19 protein-coding genes are annotated in these 18,456 nt (G+C 68.9%); 8 read left to right on the plus strand and 11 right to left on the minus strand.

What is annotated here, in order from left to right:
• The first annotated feature begins 65 nt into the window (after nucleotides 1–65).
• Nucleotides 66–353, plus strand: coding sequence for a GIY-YIG nuclease family protein (locus MKD38_RS18315; RefSeq protein WP_252678768.1), 288 nt, complete (start codon nucleotides 66–68; stop codon nucleotides 351–353).
• Nucleotides 354–416: 63 nt separating this feature from the next.
• Here the strand turns inward: MKD38_RS18315 and MKD38_RS18320 are convergent, their stop codons facing one another.
• Together MKD38_RS18320 and MKD38_RS18325 are read right to left on the minus strand one after the other, a co-directional pair.
• Nucleotides 417–839 (minus strand): organic hydroperoxide resistance protein, encoded by a 423-nt coding sequence (locus tag MKD38_RS18320; RefSeq protein WP_012355022.1) that lies wholly within the window; start codon nucleotides 837–839, stop codon nucleotides 417–419.
• Between the two features lie 51 nt (nucleotides 840–890).
• Complete coding sequence (locus MKD38_RS18325; protein ID WP_252678770.1) at nucleotides 891–1,367, minus strand: MarR family winged helix-turn-helix transcriptional regulator; 477 nt, start codon at nucleotides 1,365–1,367, stop codon at nucleotides 891–893.
• A 179-nt stretch (nucleotides 1,368–1,546) separates the two neighbouring features.
• Between MKD38_RS18325 and MKD38_RS18330 the strand changes: the two genes are divergently transcribed.
• Both MKD38_RS18330 and MKD38_RS18335 read left to right on the plus strand, forming a co-directional pair.
• A complete protein-coding gene (locus MKD38_RS18330) occupies nucleotides 1,547–3,013 on the plus strand; it encodes a DegQ family serine endoprotease (RefSeq protein ID WP_252678772.1) in 1,467 nt (488 codons plus the stop codon).
• 271 nt (nucleotides 3,014–3,284) lie between these two features.
• Entirely contained in the window at nucleotides 3,285–3,617 is a 333-nt protein-coding gene (locus MKD38_RS18335; protein ID WP_018004792.1) for a hypothetical protein, read from the plus strand.
• Nucleotides 3,618–3,846: 229 nt separating this feature from the next.
• On the opposite strand, the gene MKD38_RS18340 is transcribed toward MKD38_RS18335, so the two are convergent.
• Genes MKD38_RS18340 through MKD38_RS18350 form a run of 3 tightly spaced genes read right to left on the minus strand, consistent with a single transcriptional unit; the run spans nucleotide 3,847 to nucleotide 7,768 of the window.
• Nucleotides 3,847–5,817, minus strand: a complete 1,971-nt coding sequence (locus MKD38_RS18340) for a transglutaminase TgpA family protein (protein WP_252678773.1) — start codon at nucleotides 5,815–5,817, stop codon at nucleotides 3,847–3,849.
• Entirely contained in the window at nucleotides 5,814–6,836 is a 1,023-nt protein-coding gene (locus tag MKD38_RS18345; RefSeq protein WP_252678774.1) for a DUF58 domain-containing protein, read from the minus strand. The genes MKD38_RS18340 and MKD38_RS18345 overlap by 4 nt, the downstream gene beginning before the upstream one ends.
• 5 nt (nucleotides 6,837–6,841) lie before the next feature.
• Nucleotides 6,842–7,768, minus strand: coding sequence for an AAA family ATPase (locus tag MKD38_RS18350; protein WP_252678775.1), 927 nt, complete (start codon nucleotides 7,766–7,768; stop codon nucleotides 6,842–6,844).
• 263 nt (nucleotides 7,769–8,031) lie between these two features.
• Between MKD38_RS18350 and MKD38_RS18355 the strand changes: the two genes are divergently transcribed.
• Nucleotides 8,032–8,853: a phytanoyl-CoA dioxygenase family protein gene (locus MKD38_RS18355; protein WP_252678780.1), complete on the plus strand. Its 822-nt coding sequence runs from the start codon at nucleotides 8,032–8,034 to the stop codon at nucleotides 8,851–8,853.
• An 18-nt stretch (nucleotides 8,854–8,871) separates the two neighbouring features.
• On the opposite strand, the gene MKD38_RS18360 is transcribed toward MKD38_RS18355, so the two are convergent.
• Both MKD38_RS18360 and MKD38_RS18365 read right to left on the minus strand, forming a co-directional pair.
• Nucleotides 8,872–9,711: an IclR family transcriptional regulator gene (locus MKD38_RS18360; RefSeq protein WP_116297355.1), complete on the minus strand. Its 840-nt coding sequence runs from the start codon at nucleotides 9,709–9,711 to the stop codon at nucleotides 8,872–8,874.
• A 117-nt stretch (nucleotides 9,712–9,828) separates the two neighbouring features.
• Nucleotides 9,829–11,439, minus strand: coding sequence for an MFS transporter (locus tag MKD38_RS18365; protein ID WP_252678782.1), 1,611 nt, complete (start codon nucleotides 11,437–11,439; stop codon nucleotides 9,829–9,831).
• 61 nt (nucleotides 11,440–11,500) lie between these two features.
• Here MKD38_RS18365 and MKD38_RS18370 point away from each other — a divergent pair, with 61 nt between their 5' ends.
• Nucleotides 11,501–12,487 carry a LysR family transcriptional regulator gene (locus MKD38_RS18370; protein WP_252678784.1) on the plus strand — a complete coding sequence of 329 codons (987 nt, stop codon included), beginning with the start codon at nucleotides 11,501–11,503 and terminating at the stop codon, nucleotides 12,485–12,487.
• A gap of 47 nt (nucleotides 12,488–12,534) precedes the next feature.
• On the opposite strand, the gene MKD38_RS18375 is transcribed toward MKD38_RS18370, so the two are convergent.
• The gene (locus MKD38_RS18375; protein ID WP_018004782.1) at nucleotides 12,535–13,095 is read right to left on the minus strand and encodes a YggT family protein; all 561 of its coding nucleotides are present in this window, start codon (nucleotides 13,093–13,095) and stop codon (nucleotides 12,535–12,537) included.
• 189 nt (nucleotides 13,096–13,284) lie between these two features.
• On the opposite strand from MKD38_RS18375, the gene MKD38_RS18380 reads away from it, so the two are divergent.
• Nucleotides 13,285–13,743, plus strand: coding sequence for a MarR family winged helix-turn-helix transcriptional regulator (locus tag MKD38_RS18380; RefSeq protein WP_111521475.1), 459 nt, complete (start codon nucleotides 13,285–13,287; stop codon nucleotides 13,741–13,743).
• Between the two features lie 131 nt (nucleotides 13,744–13,874).
• On the plus strand, nucleotides 13,875–14,561 hold the full coding sequence (locus tag MKD38_RS18385) for a glycine zipper 2TM domain-containing protein (RefSeq protein ID WP_252678786.1): 687 nt from the start codon (nucleotides 13,875–13,877) through the stop codon (nucleotides 14,559–14,561).
• Between the two features lie 26 nt (nucleotides 14,562–14,587).
• Here MKD38_RS18385 and MKD38_RS18390 read toward each other — a convergent pair whose 3' ends face one another.
• On the minus strand, nucleotides 14,588–15,298 hold the full coding sequence (locus MKD38_RS18390) for a dienelactone hydrolase family protein (protein ID WP_252678788.1): 711 nt from the start codon (nucleotides 15,296–15,298) through the stop codon (nucleotides 14,588–14,590).
• 95 nt (nucleotides 15,299–15,393) lie between these two features.
• Entirely contained in the window at nucleotides 15,394–16,110 is a 717-nt protein-coding gene (locus tag MKD38_RS18395) for a phospholipase D family nuclease (RefSeq protein WP_252678790.1), read from the minus strand.
• 218 nt (nucleotides 16,111–16,328) lie between these two features.
• Between MKD38_RS18395 and MKD38_RS18400 the strand changes: the two genes are divergently transcribed.
• Complete coding sequence (locus MKD38_RS18400) at nucleotides 16,329–16,535, plus strand: dodecin (protein ID WP_018004776.1); 207 nt, start codon at nucleotides 16,329–16,331, stop codon at nucleotides 16,533–16,535.
• A 157-nt stretch (nucleotides 16,536–16,692) separates the two neighbouring features.
• Here MKD38_RS18400 and MKD38_RS18405 read toward each other — a convergent pair whose 3' ends face one another.
• Nucleotides 16,693–18,360 (minus strand): ShlB/FhaC/HecB family hemolysin secretion/activation protein, encoded by a 1,668-nt coding sequence (locus MKD38_RS18405; protein WP_252678792.1) that lies wholly within the window; start codon nucleotides 18,358–18,360, stop codon nucleotides 16,693–16,695.
• Between the last annotated feature and the right edge of the window lie 96 nt (nucleotides 18,361–18,456).

An 18,456-nucleotide genomic window follows, 5' to 3' on the forward strand; every position in this document is an offset into this window, starting at 1 on the left:
ATTAGGCCGCGCTCGCTATTGCCGCAACGCCGTAATACCATTCCCGCAGCTCACCATTCCCGCCCATGTCCGCTGATTGCGCCTGGTATCTCTACCTGCTCGAATGCACCGGCAATTCCATTTACACCGGAATCACCACGGACGTGGCGCGCCGTTTTGCCGAACACCAGTCCGGCAAAGGCGCGAAATATACGCGCTCACGCAAGCCGATTCGCGTGCTCGGCCAGTTGCGCTTCGCCACCAAGTCGGAAGCGTTGAAGGCGGAAATCGAAATCAAACGCATGAGTTCGGCGCAGAAGCGATCATTTTGTGCCCAGCTGCCGCCCCTCGACGCGGAGCAGCAGACGGCGTGATATCAAGAAAAAACGGCCCGCATCGCGCTTGCGATGCGGGCCGTTTCTTTTGGGCTTGCCGCTTCAGACCAGGGTCAGCGTAACGTCGATATTGCCGCGGGTCGCGTTCGAGTACGGGCACACCTGATGCGCCTGCTCGATCAGCTTCTCGGCGGCTTCGCGCTCGAAGCCCGGCAAGGAGATCTTCAGTTCGACCTGGATGCCGAAGCCCTGCGGGATCGGGCCGATGCCGACCGCGCCCTGGATCGAGGCATCGGCGGGCACGTTGATCTTCTGCTGGCTGGCGACATAGCGCATCGCACCCAGGAAGCAGGCCGAATAGCCGGCGGCAAACAGCTGCTCCGGATTCAGACCGTTGCCGGCACCGCCCATTTCCTTGGGTACCGCCAGCTTGGCGTCGAGCTGGCCGTCGGACGTGGTGGCACGGCCATCGCGGCCGCCGGTGGCGGTGGCATGAGCGGTATATACGACTTTCTCGAGTTTCATCTAAGGCTCCGGTTTGGTTGCCCGCATGGGCGCCATCATTAATGCCTGCCGTCAGTCCGGCAAGCTGGAATCGGTCCGCGCTTGTTCGAGCGTCGACCGCAGTGCATGCAAGCGTCGCGTCAGTGCCTGGATCTCTTCGACCGGGCATTGCGTGGCACATAACATCTGTTCGGGAATTCCCGTCGCGCGCTGACGCAATGCGCGGCCGGCGTCAGTCAGGCTGACCAGGACCCTGCGTTCGTCAGCCGCGTCCCGCGTGCGAGTGACCAGACCCGTCGTGGCGAGCCGCTTCAGCAGAGGCGTCAGCGTGCCCGAGTCCAGCGCCAGGCGATTGCCGAGTTCCGAGACCGACAGCGTTTCCGTTTCCCACAAGACCAGCATGACGAGATACTGCGGATAAGTAAGCCCAAGCTCACTTAGCAGCGGCTTGTACAGCTTGGTCATCGCCAACGAGCTCGAATACAGCGCAAAGCATAGTTGGTGGTCCAGCAAAAGCCAGTCGGTGGCGGGTTCGTTGTCGCGTTCCATGTCGATATATTAGACGCAATTATATTGTACGCAAGATAAATCTTCGACTGAGCGATCCGACGGGGCGTGGGGGACGTCGGGGCTCCCGATCCTTAAGTCTGTTTTAAGTCTTGGTCGCTAGCATTACGGTGTTGCGTCGCATCGTGCCGACGCAAGATGCTAAAAGGAAAGGAACACCTATGATGCGCCAGACCATTGCTCGCACCGCCGTTGGTATCGCGGCCCTGGCCGCGCTCGGCGGCGGCTATGCCTATCTGCAGCGAGAAGTGATCACCCCGGGTTACGCGGCTCCCGCTGCCGTGGTGACCGCCGACCAGCCGGCGGCTGCCGTCGCCAGGCCGATGGACTTCTCCGGCATCGTCGCGCAGTACGGACCCGCGGTGGTCAATATCAGCGTCACCGCGCGCGCCCAGCGCACCGCGGTGCAGATGCCGCCCGGCATCGATCCGGACGATCCGCTGTTCCAGTTCTTCAAGCGCTTCGGCCCGCAGTTCCAAGGGCCGCAAGGTGGCCCGCAGCAACTGGTGCGCGGGCAGGGTTCCGGCTTTATCGTCAGCCCCGACGGCCTGATCCTGACCAATGCGCACGTCGTCGACGGCGCGCAGGAAGTGACCGTCAAGCTGACCGACCGCCGCGAGTTCAAGGCGAAGGTGCTTGGGACCGATCCGCAGACCGACGTGGCAGTGATCCGCATCGATGCCAGGGATCTGCCAACCGTGCGCCTCGGCAATCCGTCGCAGGTGCGCGTGGGCGAGCCGGTGCTGGCGATCGGCTCGCCTTACGGCTTCGAGAACACCGTGACCGCGGGCATCGTCAGCGCGAAATCGCGCTCGCTACCCGACGACACCTATGTGCCGTTCATCCAGACCGACGTGGCGGTCAATCCCGGCAACTCGGGCGGTCCGCTGTTCAACCAGCGCGGCGAGGTGGTCGGCATCAACTCGCAGATCTACAGCCAGACCGGCGGCTACCAGGGCCTGTCGTTCGCGATCCCGATCGACGTGGCGACCAAGGTGCAGCAGCAACTGGTGGCGCATGGCAAGGTCACGCGCGGGCGCCTCGGCATCAGCGTGCAGGAGGTCAACCAGGCGCTGGCGCAGTCGTTCGGCCTGCCCAAGCCGACCGGGGCGCTGGTCAACTCGGTCGAGCCTGACAGCCCCGCCGCGCGCGCGGGCCTGAAGCCGGGCGACGTCATCGTGCAGCTGGACAACGACGTGATCGATCATTCGGGCGACCTGCCGGAGCACGTGGCCGATATCAAGCCGGGCACGCAGAGCTCACTGAAGATCATCCGCAAGGGCCAGCCGATGACGTTGTCGGTGACGGTCGGCACCGCGCGGGACCAGGCGGTGGCGCAGAAAGCGGGCGGCAAGGAGGCCAACGGCCGGCTGGGGCTGGCAGTGCGGCCGCTGTCGCCGGCGGAAAAGCGCGAAAGCGGTATCGAAGGCGGCCTGGTGGTCGAGGACGTGACCGGTCCCGCCGCGCGCGTGGGCATCCAGCCCGGCGACGTGATCCTGTCGCTCAACGGTACGCCGATCGCATCCGTCGATCAGCTGCGGACGCTGGTGGGCAAGTCGGGCAAGCAGGTGGCGCTGCTGGTGCAGCGCGACGATGCGCGCATCTTCATTCCGCTCGATCTGGGCTGATCCTCGCGGGCACCACTGCGTGCCCGCAAGTCGTTAACCAGCAAGGCTTTGACGTCCTCGCGGGCCGTATACCTGCACGTATACCACCACGTTTACGAGTGGGTATACGTGCAGGTATACGGCCCGCTAAGCCTTACCGGAGGCGGGATTCAGCGCAACGAACTACTTACAGAAAGCGCGCCAGCAGGTATCATCTCGACTGCGATGCACGAAGCATGCGGCGGCAGCCCCCGCCGGCCCTGGTTCTGCTGAATCGACAAAGAGGAAGTCTATGCAGTTGGATTTCACCCGTGCCCCGATGCCGGGTACCGATAGAGCGCGGCGACTGACGTCCACGACGTCAGCCACCGGCTCCGCGCCGAAGCCCCGGCGGCGCAAGAAAGAGGTTGCCCCGCACTGGGAGCGCGGCTACCGTTCGCACTTCTACCGCAACGAGCGCGGCGACAAGCTTGGCGAAGTGCGCCTGTCCGAACGCGGCGAGCTTCCGGTGGTCTACCACTGGGCCGCCGGCAATTACTCCGGCGCGGAAGGCTCGCTGGCCCACGCCCGTGCGCGCGTGGAAGAGACCATCGGTTTCGGCATGCGCCAGCTGTCGCTGTTCTGAGCAGGATCTTCGCCGGTGCCGCGTTCGCCGGCACTGCGACCCGTCCGCGCCCACCCTTCGCGCGCGGTGCCTTCGCTTCTCCCTGATCTTCCCCGTTGTTTCTGCAGTCCCCGAGCGTAGCCTACAGCCGGCACAGTTCTGGCCAGTCCGGCAATCAGCCGATAGATTTCCTCGCAAGCAATCAGTGTGGCCTGCAGCGTGACCGCCGCGCCTTGGGTCCGCCTGCCCGTTATCGACGCAATGCCGCCGAGATTCCGCGGATGCCCGCCCGCATCGACGCCAAGGCCTGCGCCTGCATTTCGGCCGGCAGGTTGCCGTAGCGCAGGCTGACATAGGCGGCGCTGACGGCGGCGATCGCGTCGCCGGCGCGTGGCAAGTGCGTGCTGGCCCGCGCCGCAAAATCCTGCGGGCCTTCGGCCGGCGCGCGCGTGCAGCCGTGGCGGGCAAGCACGGCGCAGAAGCGCGCATAGGCCGCGCCGACCGGATCCGCGGGCGCGCGCCGCCGCCACAGCGGCACCAGCGCCAGCAGGCACAGCATGCCGAGCACGGCCGCCAGCAATGGTCCGGCACCGGCGCTGGTGCCGAGCGCCTGCAGCAGCCGCTGCTGCCGCGCATGGTCGTACTGCAGCACCCAGCGCTGCCAGGTGTAGACCATGCCCTCATAGGCCCAGCGCAAATCCTTGAGCCATGCCGGCTGGCGCGACGGGCGCCAGTCAGCGGCTTCGTTGCCGACCACCGCATCCAGCCCCTGCTCGATGCGGCTGGGCGCGACCGCGCTGGTCGGGTCAACGCGTACCCAGCCTCGGCCGTCGAGCCAGACTTCGGCCCAGGCATGCGCATCGGACTGGCGCACCACGTAGTGATTGGCCATGGGGTTGTACTCGCCGCCCTGATAGCCGGTGACCACGCGCGCCGGCACGCCGGCGGCGCGCATCAGGAACACGAAGCTGCTGGCGTAGTGCTCGCAGAAGCCACGCCGGGTGTCGAACACAAAGCTGTCGATCTGTTCGGCGCCCAGCGGCGGCGGGACGAGCGTATAGGCGAAAGGCGCCGCCGCGAACAGCCGCAGAGCGGCCTGCACGCGCGCCGCGGGATCGGCATGGCGTTGTGCCCATTGCGCGGCCAGTGCGCGGGCGCGCGGGTTACCCGGCGGCAGGCTCAGCGCCAGCCGCAGCGTGGCCGGCGGCAACAATTCGGCCGGCGGCGCCAGCGTGGAATGCGTGCGATAGCGGATGCGCTGGTCCACCGCCCGGCGCGCCATGAACTCGCCGTCGGCCGTGATGGCGGCATCCGCGCCGGCGGACAGCGCCTGGCCGCGGTCGAGCACGAACAGCCAGCGTTGCCGGCTGGGCTCCAGCGTGATGCTGATGTCGATACCGGCCGTGCCGCCGGCGCCGGGCGCTGGGGCTAGTTGCTGCCGCCGCAGGCGCGACGGGTGCCAGATGGTGCCGTCGTATTCCCACAGTACCAGCGCGCGCCAGTAGAGCGCGGCCGCGGGCAACGGCGGGCCGGCGATTTCGGCACGCAGGGCGATCTCGGGCGAACGGATCAGTTGCCCCACGCTGCCCGGGCGCATGGTGTCGCTGATGCCGGTGGTGCCGCTCTGCGCGGACTGGGGCAACTGCCACAGCGGGTGCTCCAGGCGCGGGAACAGCACGAACAGCGCCAGCGCCCACGGCAGGCCCAGCAGCGCCATGCGGCCCAGCAGCGGCCAGATCGCCAGCCGGCTGCGCGCCTCGGGGTGATGCAGCAACAGCCAGTTGCGCAGCACCCAGGCGCCGATCGCCAGGCTGTACAGCGCCAGCCAGAACGGCTGGTCGGACAGGTACAGCGTCAGCAGCAGGTAGAACGACAACTGCGTGACCAGCGTTGCGTCCGAAAGCGCACGGCATTCCAGCAGCTTGAGGATCACGAAGGCGCCCAGCAACGCCACCGCCAGCTCGCGCCCGATGCCGCCGCCATCCTGCCACACCAGCGCACAAGCGACCAGCAGCACCAGCATCGCGGTGGTGCCGAGCATCCAGCGCGACGGCAGCGGCGCCCGCCGCCGCCACAGCAGCCAGCGCCACGCCAGCAACAGCACCAGCAGCAGGCTGACCGCCACCGGCAGCGTACGTGCCTGCGGCGCCAGCACCAGCGCCAGCTGGCCGAGCAGCAGGCCGTGGTCTTCATGCCGCAGCGGCCGGGGCGCGGGTTTCATGCGGGTTCCGCGGCGCGGACCGTGCCAGGACGCTGCGGCCACAAGGCCAGCGCCTCGAGGCAGGCGCGCCGGTGGCTGGCGCCGCGCGCCGGCTGCAGTTCGATGCCGGGCAGCCGCAGGCCAATCTCGACTTCGTCGCCGGCGGCGAGCAGCCACGCGCACAGGCGCGACAGCCGGGCCTCGGCCTCCATGCCGGCGGGCAGCGCGTGCCAGTCCAGCCAGCGCGCCGGCTGCCGCGGCGGATCGCCGGCGCGGCTGAGCCAGCGGCCGGTGCGCGCGCTGTGCTTCCAGGCGATGCGGTGCAGCGGGTCGCCGCTGCGGTAGCGGCGCAACTGGTCGATGCCGTCGTCGCTATGCGTTGTGCCGGGGGCAGCGTGCGCGTCGTCGCCATGGTCGGGGCGGTGCGCGGGCGGCGGCGGTGGGGCGTCGCCTTCCGGCGCGGGGTAGACCAGCGTCGACAATTCCAGGTCCGCATGGCTCCAGACATGGAACAGGCCGAACGGAAAGCGGCTGGCAATCGTGACCCGCGGCAGCACCAGGCGGCCGCGCCGCGGCGCTGGTACGTGCAGCGCCAGCATGCCGCTGGCATTGGCATCCAGCGTCAGCGTTGCGGCGGCGACTTCGGGTATGGCGGACAAGCGCGCCTCGATGCCGATGCGCGCGTCGCCACCATGGCTGTCGACGCGCAGGTGGAAGACGGCGTCCTGCCCGGCATGGACCGCCGCCACCGGCCCCGCGGCCACGGCGAGGTCAAGCAGGTTGCGGTAGGCCAGCCACATGCATGACATGCCGATACCGGCGAGCATGAAGGTCAGCGCGAAACCCAGGCTGATGTTGTAGTTCAGCGAGGTCATCAGCATCGCGGCCAGCACCACCGCAAAGCCGACCCCACCGCGCGTGGGCAGGATATAGAGATGGCGCCGGTCCAGCAGAACCACGCCGCCAGCAGGGCGCCGGCTTGCGGCGCGGCGCCATGCGAGGCGTGGGGTGCCGCCGAGCACGCCCTTGCGCGCCGCCATGGCGTTCAGGGGATCGCCACGCCGGCCAGCAGCGCGGCCAGCTGGCCGTCGACGGCGGCGTGGCCGCCAGCGCCGGCCGGCAACAGGCGGTGCGTGGCCACGGCCATGAACACCGCCTGCACGTCTTCGGGCAGCACCAGGTCGCGCTGTGCCAGCAGCGCCCAGGCGCGCGCACACGCCAGCAGCGCCAGCCCGGCGCGCGGCGACAGTCCCGCGGCAAAGCCGCCGTGGCTGCGCGTGGCCTGCACCAGCGCCAGCACGTAGTCGACCAGCGCCGGGCTGGCGTACACCTGCGCGGCCGCGTCCTGCAGCGCCAGCACCTGGCTGCCATCCATCACCGCCGGCAGCTCCGCCGCGCTGGCGCCGCCCAGGTACAGCACGCGCTCGAAGGCGGGGTCCGGGTAGCCCAGCGACAGCCGCATGGTGAAGCGGTCCAGCTGGGATTCGGGCAGCGCATGCGTGCCGATCTGCTCCAGCGGGTTCTGCGTGGCGATGACGAAAAACGGCGACGGCAGCGCGTGCGTGGCGCCGTCATGGGTCACCTGCCCCTCGGCCATCGCCTCGAGCAGCGCGCTCTGGGTCTTGGGCGGCGCGCGGTTGATCTCGTCGGCCAGCACCACCTGCGCGAACACGGGGCCGCGGTGAAAGCGGAATTCGCCGGCGTCGCGGACAAAGACCGACACCCCGATCAGGTCGGCCGGCAACAGGTCGCTGGTGAACTGCACGCGCTGGTAGTGCAGCCCCAGCGTGCGCGCCAGCGCATGGGCCAGCGTGGTCTTGCCCACCCCCGGCACGTCTTCCAGCAGCAGGTGGCCGCGTGCCAGCATGCAGGCCAGCGCCAGCCGCACCTGTTGTGGCTTGCCAAGGACAATGCGGCCCAGCTGGGCCTGGGCCTCGGCCAGCGAAGCGACGATGCGGGGGCGTGCAGTCACGTGGGACCTCGGCGCGGAGCCTGAAAAAATCGCGGTGGATGCAGGAATTATCGGGCAAAGACCAGCGCATTGTAGCGGCGCGCACCGCAGACGCGACCGTCTGTTGCCGTACGCAGGCGGCCGCTGGCCGAGCGCGGTGCGCAGGCTGCGGATGCGGCGCCTGCGCCAGATGGCGCCGGTTCTGGCATCATGAGCCTGTCGGGCCACCGCGGCCCCTGTTTTGTTTCCGCCTCTTTGCGCGACCTTGCGCCGTGCCTGCTGCAATGACCTCGCTGGATCCCTGCGCCGACCTGCCCGCTTCCACCCTGTCCGCCGATGCCGGCGCGCTGCCGCGCCTGGTGCAGGCCTTCCATGCCAACGGTTTCGTGATCCTGCGCGGCTTTGCCGACGAGCCGGCGTGCGCGGCGCTGGAGACGGTGACGCGCCAGCATCTCGCCGCGGCGGTGCCGCCGGTGGAGTTCGAGGCCGATCTCGGCTATCCGGGCGCCCCGGCCACGCGCGATGCCACCGGCGGCGGCACGGTCAGGCGCCTGCGCCAGGCCTATGGGCGCGATGCGGTATTCCGCCGCTGGGCCAGCGATCCGAAGCTGGTCGTCGTGGTACAGGCGTTGCTGGGCGAGCCCGCCCGCATCACGCTGGCGCATCACAACTGCGTGATGACCAAGCATCCGCACTACGGCAGCCAGACCGGCTGGCACCGCGATACCCGCTACTGGTCGTTTGCGCGCCCGGAACTGGTGACGGTGTGGCTGGCGCTGGGCGACGAGGATGAGCGCAATGGCGTGCTGCGCGTCATCCCGGGCTCGCACCAGGCCCGGCTCGAGCCCGGCCAGCTGGACCCGGCCGAATTCCTGATCGAAGCGCACCCGGCCAGCCAGCCGCTGCTGGATGCCGCGCAGCCGCTGGCGCTGCACCGCGGCGACGTGCTCTGCTTCGACAGCCGGCTGTTCCATGCGGCCGGCCGCAATGCGTCCAACGCGGTCAAGCTGTCGGTGGCGTTCGCGTATTTCGGCGCCAGCAACCGGCCGCTGGATGGCACGCGCTCGGCCGAGTTCGGCAGCGTCGAGCTGCCCGCGGTGGTCTGACCCGGCGCGCGGCTGCGCTCAGGTGCGCAGCCCGACCAGCCCGGAAATCTTCTCGGAAGCTTCGAGCAGCGGCGGCAGGAAGCGCTCCAGCATCTCCTGCGCGCTGGTGCGATTCGCCTGGCCGCTGATATTGATGGCGGCGATGGTGTGGCCGGCGCGGTTGCGGATCGGCGCGGCCAGCGATACCAGCCCTTCCTCCAGCTCCTGGTCGTTCAGGGCCCAGCCGCGCTGGCGGATATCGGCGACGATGGCCTTGAGCGCGTCCACGTCGGTCACCGTGCGCCCGGTGCGCGCGCGCAGTTCGGTGGCGCGCAGCACGCTGTCGAGCTCGGGCTCGCTCAGCCCGGCCAGCAGCACCCGTCCCATCGACGAGCAATACGCCGGCAGGCGGCTGCCGATCGACAGGTTGATGGTCATGATCTTGCGCGCCGGCACGCGCAGCACGTAGACGATCTCGGTGCCATCCAGCACCGAGATCGAGCAGCTTTCATGCACCTGCTGCGACAGCGTCTCCATGATCGGCTCGGCCAGGTTCCAGAACGGCATCGAGGTCAGGTAGGCGAAGCCCAGGTCCAGGATCTTGGGCGTGAGGCGGAACAGGCGCCCGTCGGCCTGCACATAGCCCAGCCCCACCAGCGTCAGCAGGATGCGGCGCGCGCCCGCGCGCGTGAGGCCGCTGGCCTGGGCGATTTCGGTCAGGGTCTGGGCCGGGTGCTGCGCGTTGAAGGCGCGGATCACCGACAACCCGCGCGCAAAAGACTGCACATAGCTGTCGCTCGGCTTTTCGGGCGCGGCGGCGCTGTCGGCGGTCGGCGATGCTGGCGGCGGGGTCTGGCGGGAATCGGTGGGACTGGCCATCTGCGTAGCCCGGCGCGGTTCGCCGGATTGGCACGGAAAGGCCGAAAGGGTAGAGGAAATGCCGACATTGCGCCAGTACCGGGCCCGGACAGGCCCTGGCCGCCAGAACCCTGGCCCTTAGCGGAAGCTGCGCTGCACCAGCACGAATACCGCACCCGCCACGCACAGCGCGGCGAAGCCATGCAGCAGGTCCATGCCGGCGAGCAGCGTGGCCTGCCGGTCGACTTCCTGCGAGAGTCTGGCCAGTCCCGCCGCGGACAGCGCATCGGGCATCTGCAGCACCGGGTTGAAGCGGGTGATGTGCTCGACCAGGTGGGTGCGGTGCTGCGCCAGGCCGTCCTGCATGAACACGCTGGCCAGCCCGGTGCCCATCGCCGAGGCGATCTGCTTGCACACGTTCTTGAACTGGTAGGCGTGCGAGAAATCCTCGACCGGCACTTCCAGATAGGTCATCGACGCCACCTGCACCATCAGCAGCACCGGCGTCAGCCCTTCCAGCAGCATCACCGGCACCAGCGCGTAGTCCGGCGCGCCCGGCATCAGCTGGGTCGACAGCAGCATCGCCGCGCAGGCGTAGACGACGAAGCCGATCGCGATCACGCGCCGCTTGCGGAATACCAGCGCCATGCCCAGCGTGATCACGATGGCGCCGATGGCGGAGACCGTGCCGCTGGTCGACAGCAGCATGCAGGTGGTGCGGAAGGTCAGCCCGAGCCCGGTCTGCGTCAGCGTCGGCAGCAGGAACGACCACGCCGACGACAGCAGGTAGTACAGCGTGTAGAAGCCCAGCCCGTACAGGTACTGGCGCCCGGCCAGGCGCGAAAAGTCGATCCACGGATCCGGGTGCCGATACAGCCGCCAGCCGCTGAAGGCAAACAGCGCCACGCCGCACAGCGCGGCCAGCGGCATCTCCAGCGAACTGAAGAAGCGCGTGTAGCGCATCTCCTGCAGCGTATGCAGAAAGACCAGCGCGCCCAGCGCGGCGGCGATGGCGGCGGGCCAGTCCAGCGTCGACACCGGCGGGTGCGGATCGCGCGGCGCGCGCGTGGGGTAGGTCAGCGCCACCGACAGCAGCACCGGCAGCGCAATGCCGGCCTGGAACAGGAACACCGCGCGCCAGCCGATATCGTCCAGGAAGATGCTGGTCAGCCAGGGCGTGATCGCCAGCATCGAGAATGCGCCGCCGCCGAAGCGCAGCATCAGCGGGGCGCGCTCGGCCGGCGTCGACACCAGCTGGACCAGGATGCGCGAGGCCGCGAACAGGCCACCCGCGCCCAGCCCCTGCACCGCCTTGCCGGTGATCAGCCCGGCCGGGCTGGCAAACTCCGCGCAGATCAGCGAGCCGGCGATGAACACCAGCAGCGACACCATGGTGAAGCGCTTGTACGTGATGCGGCGCGCGAGCTGGTCCAGCACCATGTTCATCAGCACCGCGGTGGCGGCGTAGGCCGAGATCGCGTACAGGTAGTCTTCCGGCGCAGCGCCGACGCCGCCCTGGATATGCTGGCTGGCCACGCCCATCATCAGCGTGGAAGAGAAGTCGATGCCGGTCACCAGACCCAGCGTCAAACCGAACAATGAAAGACGCCAGTGACCCATTTCGGGGTGACTGGCGATCTGCATGCGCGGGCGCCGGGAGTTAGGGGCGGCGAGGGCGGCGGGGGCGGGGATGGCTGGAATGGCGGGGGCTAGCGCGTCCGATCCGGCCTGGACAGGCGTTTGTTGCATCGCTCAAGCATAATGGAGGCCCAGCGTCGAGAACTACAGGTTGTCAGGGAAACATTGTCCGGTGAACGAAACAATCCAATGGAATGACTGGGAGGCGTTCTGCTGCGTGGTCGAGCAGGGCACGTTCACGGCCGCGGCGGAGCAGCTCGACTGTCCCAAGTCACGCGTGTCGGCCGCGGTTGCGCGGCTGGAAACCGCCATCGGCGCCAAGCTGCTGGAGCGCACCACGCGCCGCATGCGCCTCACCGATGCCGGTAAGGCGGTCTATCGCGACGTCGCCCCGCTGTTTGCGCGGTTGCGCGAGATCCGCCAGGAAACGCTGGCGCGCGAAGAGCGCGTGCAGGGCGTGCTGCGCATCGCCACGCCGTATGAATTCGGCGCGCAGCAGCTCGGCGGCGTGATCTGCCGCACGCTCGCGGCACACCCCGCGCTGGATGTGGCGGTGGAAATCACCCAGGGCCTGGTCGATCCGATCCGCGACGGCTTCGACGTGGCCTTTGTCATCGTCGACGCCGACCTGCCTGACTCCGGCACCGTGGCGCGCCGCATCTACCATGTCGAGCGCGGCCTGTTCGCCGCGCCGGCGCTGGCGGCCAGCCTGCCGGCGCAGCTGCGCCCGGAGGACCTGGCCAATATGCCGACGCTGACCACGCCCGGCGACACGGTGTGGGAATTCACCCGCGACGACCAGACCGTATCGGTGCCGATCCGCCCGCGCATGCAGACCCACAACGCCGAACTGCGCCTGCAGGGCGCGCTGGCGGGACTGGGCATCGCGCGGCTGTCGGTGATCTATTGCGAGGCGGAGGTCGCGCAGGGGCGGCTGGTGCGCGTGCTGCCCGACTATCCGCTGCCGCCGCTGCGCGTGTTCGCACTGCTGCCGGACCGGCGCCTGCAGCCGCGCAAGGTGCGCGCCTTCATGGAAGCGATCGAATCGATGATGGTGTCGGAGCTGCCGCCGGAAGGGGATGCCGAGACGGCACGGGAGCCCGGGCTGGATGCCGCCGCGGACGGGCTGGCACCGGGCGAGGCGCGCACGGCGGGCTGAGGGCGCAGTCGTTGAGGGCGTTGGCCGGTCCTGCGCCCCGGCTCCGGTCAGTGCAGGCCGATGATGCCAGCGCCCAGCCGGGCGAGGACCATCAGCAGGATCTGCGCAATCACGAACAGCACCAGCGGCGAGATATCGAAGCCGCCCAGGCGCGGCACTACGCGCTGGATCGGGCGCAGCACCGGCGCGGTCAGGTGGTCGATGGCCGGGGTGATCGGCGAATGCGGGTTGACCCACGACAGGATCGCCATCAGCAGCGTGACCCACATCACCAGGCTGATGGACCACTTCAGCACATAGAGCACGGCGGTCAGCAGCATGGCGGGCACGAAGCCGGGCAGGTCGATGCCGCTGATCAGCGCGACCAAAGCCAGAAACACCACCGCGGTCAGCCACGCGGCCAGGATCGTGGCCCAGTCGATGCCGCCCACGCCCGGGATGATCCGGCGCAGCGGCCGCACCAGCCAGTCAGTGATCTGGAACACGCCCTGCGAGACCGGGTTGCGCGTGGGCAGCCGCGTCAGCTGCATCCAGACGCGCAGCAGCAGCGCCATGCCGAACAGGGTAAAGACGGTATCCAGCAGGAAGAGAGCGATTTCCGAGAACATCGGTGCGTTTTCCGGTGACGGGTGAAGGTGTCTGCAACCGCACAGATTCTGCCATAGCCGGGCACGCGCACGGCGCAAACAGGGCTCGGCTGCCGGAGTGCCGTGCGGCCCCTATAATTGCGAGCGCCCCGCCCGGGGCGTTGCGCGGATTGCCGCGCCTTCATTCTCTTTTCGCGTTTTTTGCCGCCCATGCCCAGCAAGTCTGCCTCGTCGCCGCAACCCGCCCCGCTCAGCAAGGCCGACTTCGAGGCACTGTCCGACTTCCGCTACCAGCTGCGCCGCTTCCTGCGGTTTTCCGAAGACGCCGCGCGCGAGGAAGGGCTGACGGTGCAGCAGTACCTGCTGCTGCTGCATATCCGCGGCTGCGCCGACAAGGACTGGGCCTCGATCGGCGAACTGGCCGAGCGCCTGCAGGCCAAGCAGCATGGCGTGGTGGCGCTGGTCAATCGCTGCGAGGCCGCCGGGCTGGTCAAGCGGCGCCTCAATCCCGAGGACCGCCGCGTGGTGCAGGTGCACCTGACCGCCAAGGGCGAGCGCTACCTGAACCGGCTGGCGATGCTGCACCGGACCGAACTGGAATCGCTGCGCGGGGCGTTCCGCGTAGCCCGCATCACGCAGTTCAACGACGACGGCGCGGAGCGCGGCTGAGCGCCGCCACGCCCACATCGCCGGCCGTTACAGGCGGTTACCAATCACAAGCTCCGGTGACACCCGCTGGCCGGCGGCGGCCCTAGACTCGCGCGCATTCCCCAACACGCGCAGCGCGCAGGAGTCCTGACATGTCCATCCCCTTTCGTTCGGTTGTGCTTGCGGTGCTTGGCGCCGGTGCGCTGGCCGGGTGTGCCACGCCGTATGGCTACGACAACGGCTATGGTGCGGGGTATGGCGGGGGCTACGGCGGCGGCTATGGCAACACCGGCTACGGCAATGGCGGCTATGGCAGCACGGGCTACGGCAGCGGCACCACCATCAGCGGTTACCCGCAGCAGGGCTATCCGCAGCAAGGCTATCCGCAACAAGGCTATCCGCAGCAGGACTACCCGCAGTCTTCGTATCCGCAGCAGCCGTATCCCCAGCCGTCGTACCAGGACGGCAGCCATGGCAACGGCTACGGCAACCAGGCCTACGGCGTGCGCTACGGCTGGGTCGAGGGCATCGAGGTGGTGCCGGGCCAGCCGCCGTCGACCAGCGGCGCGGGCGCCGTGGTGGGCGGCATCGTCGGCGGGCTGCTGGGCCACCAGGTGGGCGGCGGCCGCGGCAATACCGTGGCGACCATCGGCGGCGCCGTGGCGGGCGCGGTGGCCGGCAACGAGGTCGAGAAGCGCACCGGCACCAGCGCCCCGGCCTACCGCGTGCGCGTGCGCACCAGCGACAACGCGTACCTGACGCTGACCCAGTCCAACGCCTACCAGATGCGTATCGGCGACCGCGTCCGCATCGAGAACGGCGCGGCCGTGCCGTACTGAGCGGTCAGTCCGCGCCGAAGGGCTGACTACAGCGCTGCCGACAGGAACACCAGCGCGCGCCCATGCGCCAGCGCGGCGCTGGGCTGGTGGTAGGAGCCGCGCGCCCAGCAGTTGAAGCCGTGGTCGGCCTGCGGGTAGACGTGGATCTCGGTGGAGGGTTTGCCGGCCACCGCGTCGCGCACGGCCTGCACGGCGTCGGGCGGGATATGCGCGTCGAGCGCGCCGTAGTGGAACTGCACCGGCACGCGGATGCTGGCGGCTTCCTGCAGCTGGTTCTGGATGCCGCCGCCGTAGTAGGGCACGGCCGCATCGACCAGGCCGCGCGCCGCGCTCAGGTACGACAGCAGGCCGCCGAAGCAGTAGCCCACCGCGGCCACCTTGCCGGCGCCGGTATGCTGGCGCAGCACTTGCACCGTGGCCGCGATGTCGTCGAGCGCGGCGGACACGTCCACCGCCTTGCGCAAGGCCATGGCGCGCGCCATGTCGTCGCCCTCGTAGCCCAGCTGCACGCGCGGTGCCCGGCGCCAGAACACGTCCGGCGCGAGCACGGCATAGCCGTCGGCGGCGTACTGGTCGGCCACCGCGCGGATATGCTCGTTCACGCCGAAGATCTCCTGCAGCAGCACGATGCCCGGCGCGCCGGGCTGCACGCCCGCCGGCGGCAGGCTCAGGTAGGCATCGAAGCTGCCCGCGGCGGTGTCGACGCGGATCCACTGGCTGTCGGGAATGGCTGTCATGGCTAAGGGTTCTCCGGAAAGGGCTTGGCAGGGTTGCCGCAAGGCCAGCCCGCCAGTGTGCCACCGCACGCCGCATCGTGCAGCAGGGCCTTGCTTCAGTACGCGCGCGACTGCCGGTAGCGCTTGTGCCAGTTGTCGGTATAGGCCTTGACCACCGCCGCATCGCCGCGGATCAGCATGCCGTTCTCGGCGTTGCGCTCCTGCGCCGACTTGGTGAAGTTGAAGGAGCCGGTGAAGACCGCCTGGTCGTCGAACACCATCACCTTGTTATGGGCGATCGCGGGCTTGTTGTCGATCACCACCGGCACGCCGGCGTGCTTGAGGAAGGTGGCGCTGGTATAGCGCTCGCTCTGCTGGCTCTTGTCGAGGATCACGCGCACGTCGACGCCGCGCCGGTGCGCCTGCGCCACGGCCTCGGCAATCGGCGCGCTGGTGAACGAATAGGCCTGGATCAGCAGGCGCCGGTGTGTGCTGCGGATGGCATTGATCAGCAGCGCCTGGCAACTCGCGCCATCCGGCACGAAGCACAGCGTGTAGCCGCTGCCATCGGCAAAGGGTTTGGTCGGCAGCGGCCTGGCGTCGGGCGGCTGGGCCGGTTGCGCGGGCTTGCCGGCGCGGGACGGGAAGTGGTTGGCGACCGCCTCGTTGAAGGTCTCGCTGATGCTGTTGGCGATGGTCTCGGAGACCTCGTCGAAGGTCGAGGTCGAACGGGCGTGCGCCAGCAGCGCGAAGGGACTGAACGAAGTGAAGGCCGACAGGGCGGCGGCCAGGCCCAGGCCCAGCACGGCTCGGCGAATGAAGCGATAGGTCACGGCGGATCTTGGCGTCGGTGAAGGACAGCGTGCGCGCGCCGCGCGCCGCACCTGTCCGGGGCGGGACGCAGCGTAGCAGCCGCATACGCCACTGGCAAAGCGGGATTGTGTAACAGGGTCTGCGGCACGCACGGCGTCTTGCCGGGGCCTTGGGACTATCCGCGGCCGGCGCCTATGATGGATGCAACCCATGCGGCCGCGGCCGCCAAGGAGAAGCAATGACGAACCACACCTACAAGCTGGTCGAGATCGTCGGCTCCTCGCCCGACGGCTGCGACCAGGCCATCCAGAGCGCCATCGCCAAGGCCGGCGAGACCATCAAGAACATCGACTGGTTCGAAGTGGTCGAAACGCGCGGCCATATCCAGAATGGCAAGATCGCGCACTACCAGGTCACGCTGAAGGTGGGTTTCCGCGTGACCTGAGTCTGCGCCGCGCTGCCTGGGCAGCCGGCCGGGTCTTTGAAGTGTTTCAACAATGAGGCACCGGGAAGCGTGCGGCATGCCCGAGGCCTTGTTAAAAAAAAATCGGCCGGCGCTGAACTGCCGCCGGCCGTGCAGGGAACCTTCCACGGACCAGGGCTCAGTCGAACTGGTAGGAATAAATCATGTTGATGCGCGGCGAGCGGCGGCTGGCATTGGTCGGCTTGTCGCCGACCGGCTGCGCCAGCGACAGGTCCAGCGTGTAATAGCGCCGGTCCGAGAAGCGCGCGCCCAACGCCACCGACGACAGGCTGCGGTGCGACAGCGACACGCTGTTCGAATACACGCGCGCCACGTCGGCCGACACATAGGGCTGGATCGTGCGCAGGTAGGTCAGGTCGGGCAGGAACAGCCGGCTGATTTCCGCCGACGCGCCCCAGCCCTTGTCGCCCGCGACTTCGCCGGCGGGGTAGCCCAGGCCAAAAAAGCGTCCGCCAAAGCTGATCTGCTCGCCCGAGGCCAGCCGGTCGCCGCTGTACTGGCCGGCGGCCGCCACGGTCAGGCCGAAGCCCGCGGGCAGGTCCTTCGATTGCTGCAGCAGCAGCCGGGTGCGGAAGAAGCTCAGGTCATTGCTGTTGTTCTGGCGGCTTGCGCCCAGCGCATCGAAGCCCTTGTACAGACCCAGCGTGGCGTTGCGGCTGACGCCTTCGCCGCGTTGCACGTAGGTCAGCTCCGCCGTGGCCACGCGCACGTTGGTGCCGAGCGTCACGCGCGTGCCGGTGGCGGTGTGGGTATAGCGCTCGAACTGGTCGGCGCCGTAGACGCCGCCTGTCAGCGTGAGCGTATGCGCGTTGGACAGCAGCAGCGGATAGCTCAGGGTGCCGCCGATGCGCTTGGTGTCGTTGACATAACGCGGGTTGAAGCCGATCGGCGCCAGCGTCGCGTTCTGCGGCACGCCGCGGTAGTGCGAGGCATTGAGGCGCGCGACCATGCCTTCGGTGCCGATCGGCTGCGCATAGCTGGCGGCATAGTATTCCTCGCTGTCGCGGCCCTTGGGAAACAGCGCCGACACCGAGATCTGCTCGCCCAGCGGCGTCAGGCTGTTGGTGGTGGCCGTGGCGATGGCGCGCAGGCCCGGCGACATGTATTCGATGCCGGTGCCGAAGGTAAAGGGCTTGCGCTTGACCTCGAGCACCATCTCGCAGGCGCCGTCGGTGGTGGTCGGCGGCTGGACTGTCGCCGCCACCTGCAGGCCGGGCTGCAGCGCCAGCGCATTGACGTAGTGCTCGAAGCGGTCCTGGCGCAGCGGGCGGTCCTGCTGCAGCTTCTCGGCGATGGCGCGCAGGCGGCGCTCGGCCGGGCCCGCCTTGCCGGTCACGGTCACCTTGGCAACGTAGCCTTCCACCACCGTGACCAGCACATCGCCGTTGGCAAAGTCCTGCGCCGGCACGAACGCGAACGACAGCGGATAGCCGCGCTCCTTGTACATCTGCGTCACCGCATTGGCGGCTTCCAGCAGCTGCGCCACCGTGATCTCGCGGTTGGCCAGCGGCCGGAACTGCGCGGCTACTTCCTCGAACGGCAGCGTCTTCGCGCCCTCGATGCGAAAGCGCCGCGGCGTCAGGCGCGCGTTGAGCAGGTCCTGCATGGCGGGCTGCGGCCGCTCGACCTGCACGGTCACGCGGCTGTCGGGCCGGGCCGGCGCAATCTTGGGAAGCGTCTGGGTCGGATCGCCCTGGACCGGGCTGCGCGGATCGGCCTGGACCAGGCCGTGATGGAACGCGCCGACGCCGACCAGCAGCGCGGCAACGCGATGACGTGCACGCATGGCAAACCCCTGTAAGAAACACTGCGGCTATTGACGTCGCGTGCCACCGGCGTGGGGATTGCCGCTACCCCCGGGCGCCTGCTGGCCGATCCTGCC

It is taken from the genome of Cupriavidus sp. WGlv3 (assembly GCF_023952475.1).
Lineage (GTDB): Bacteria > Pseudomonadota > Gammaproteobacteria > Burkholderiales > Burkholderiaceae > Cupriavidus > Cupriavidus phytorum.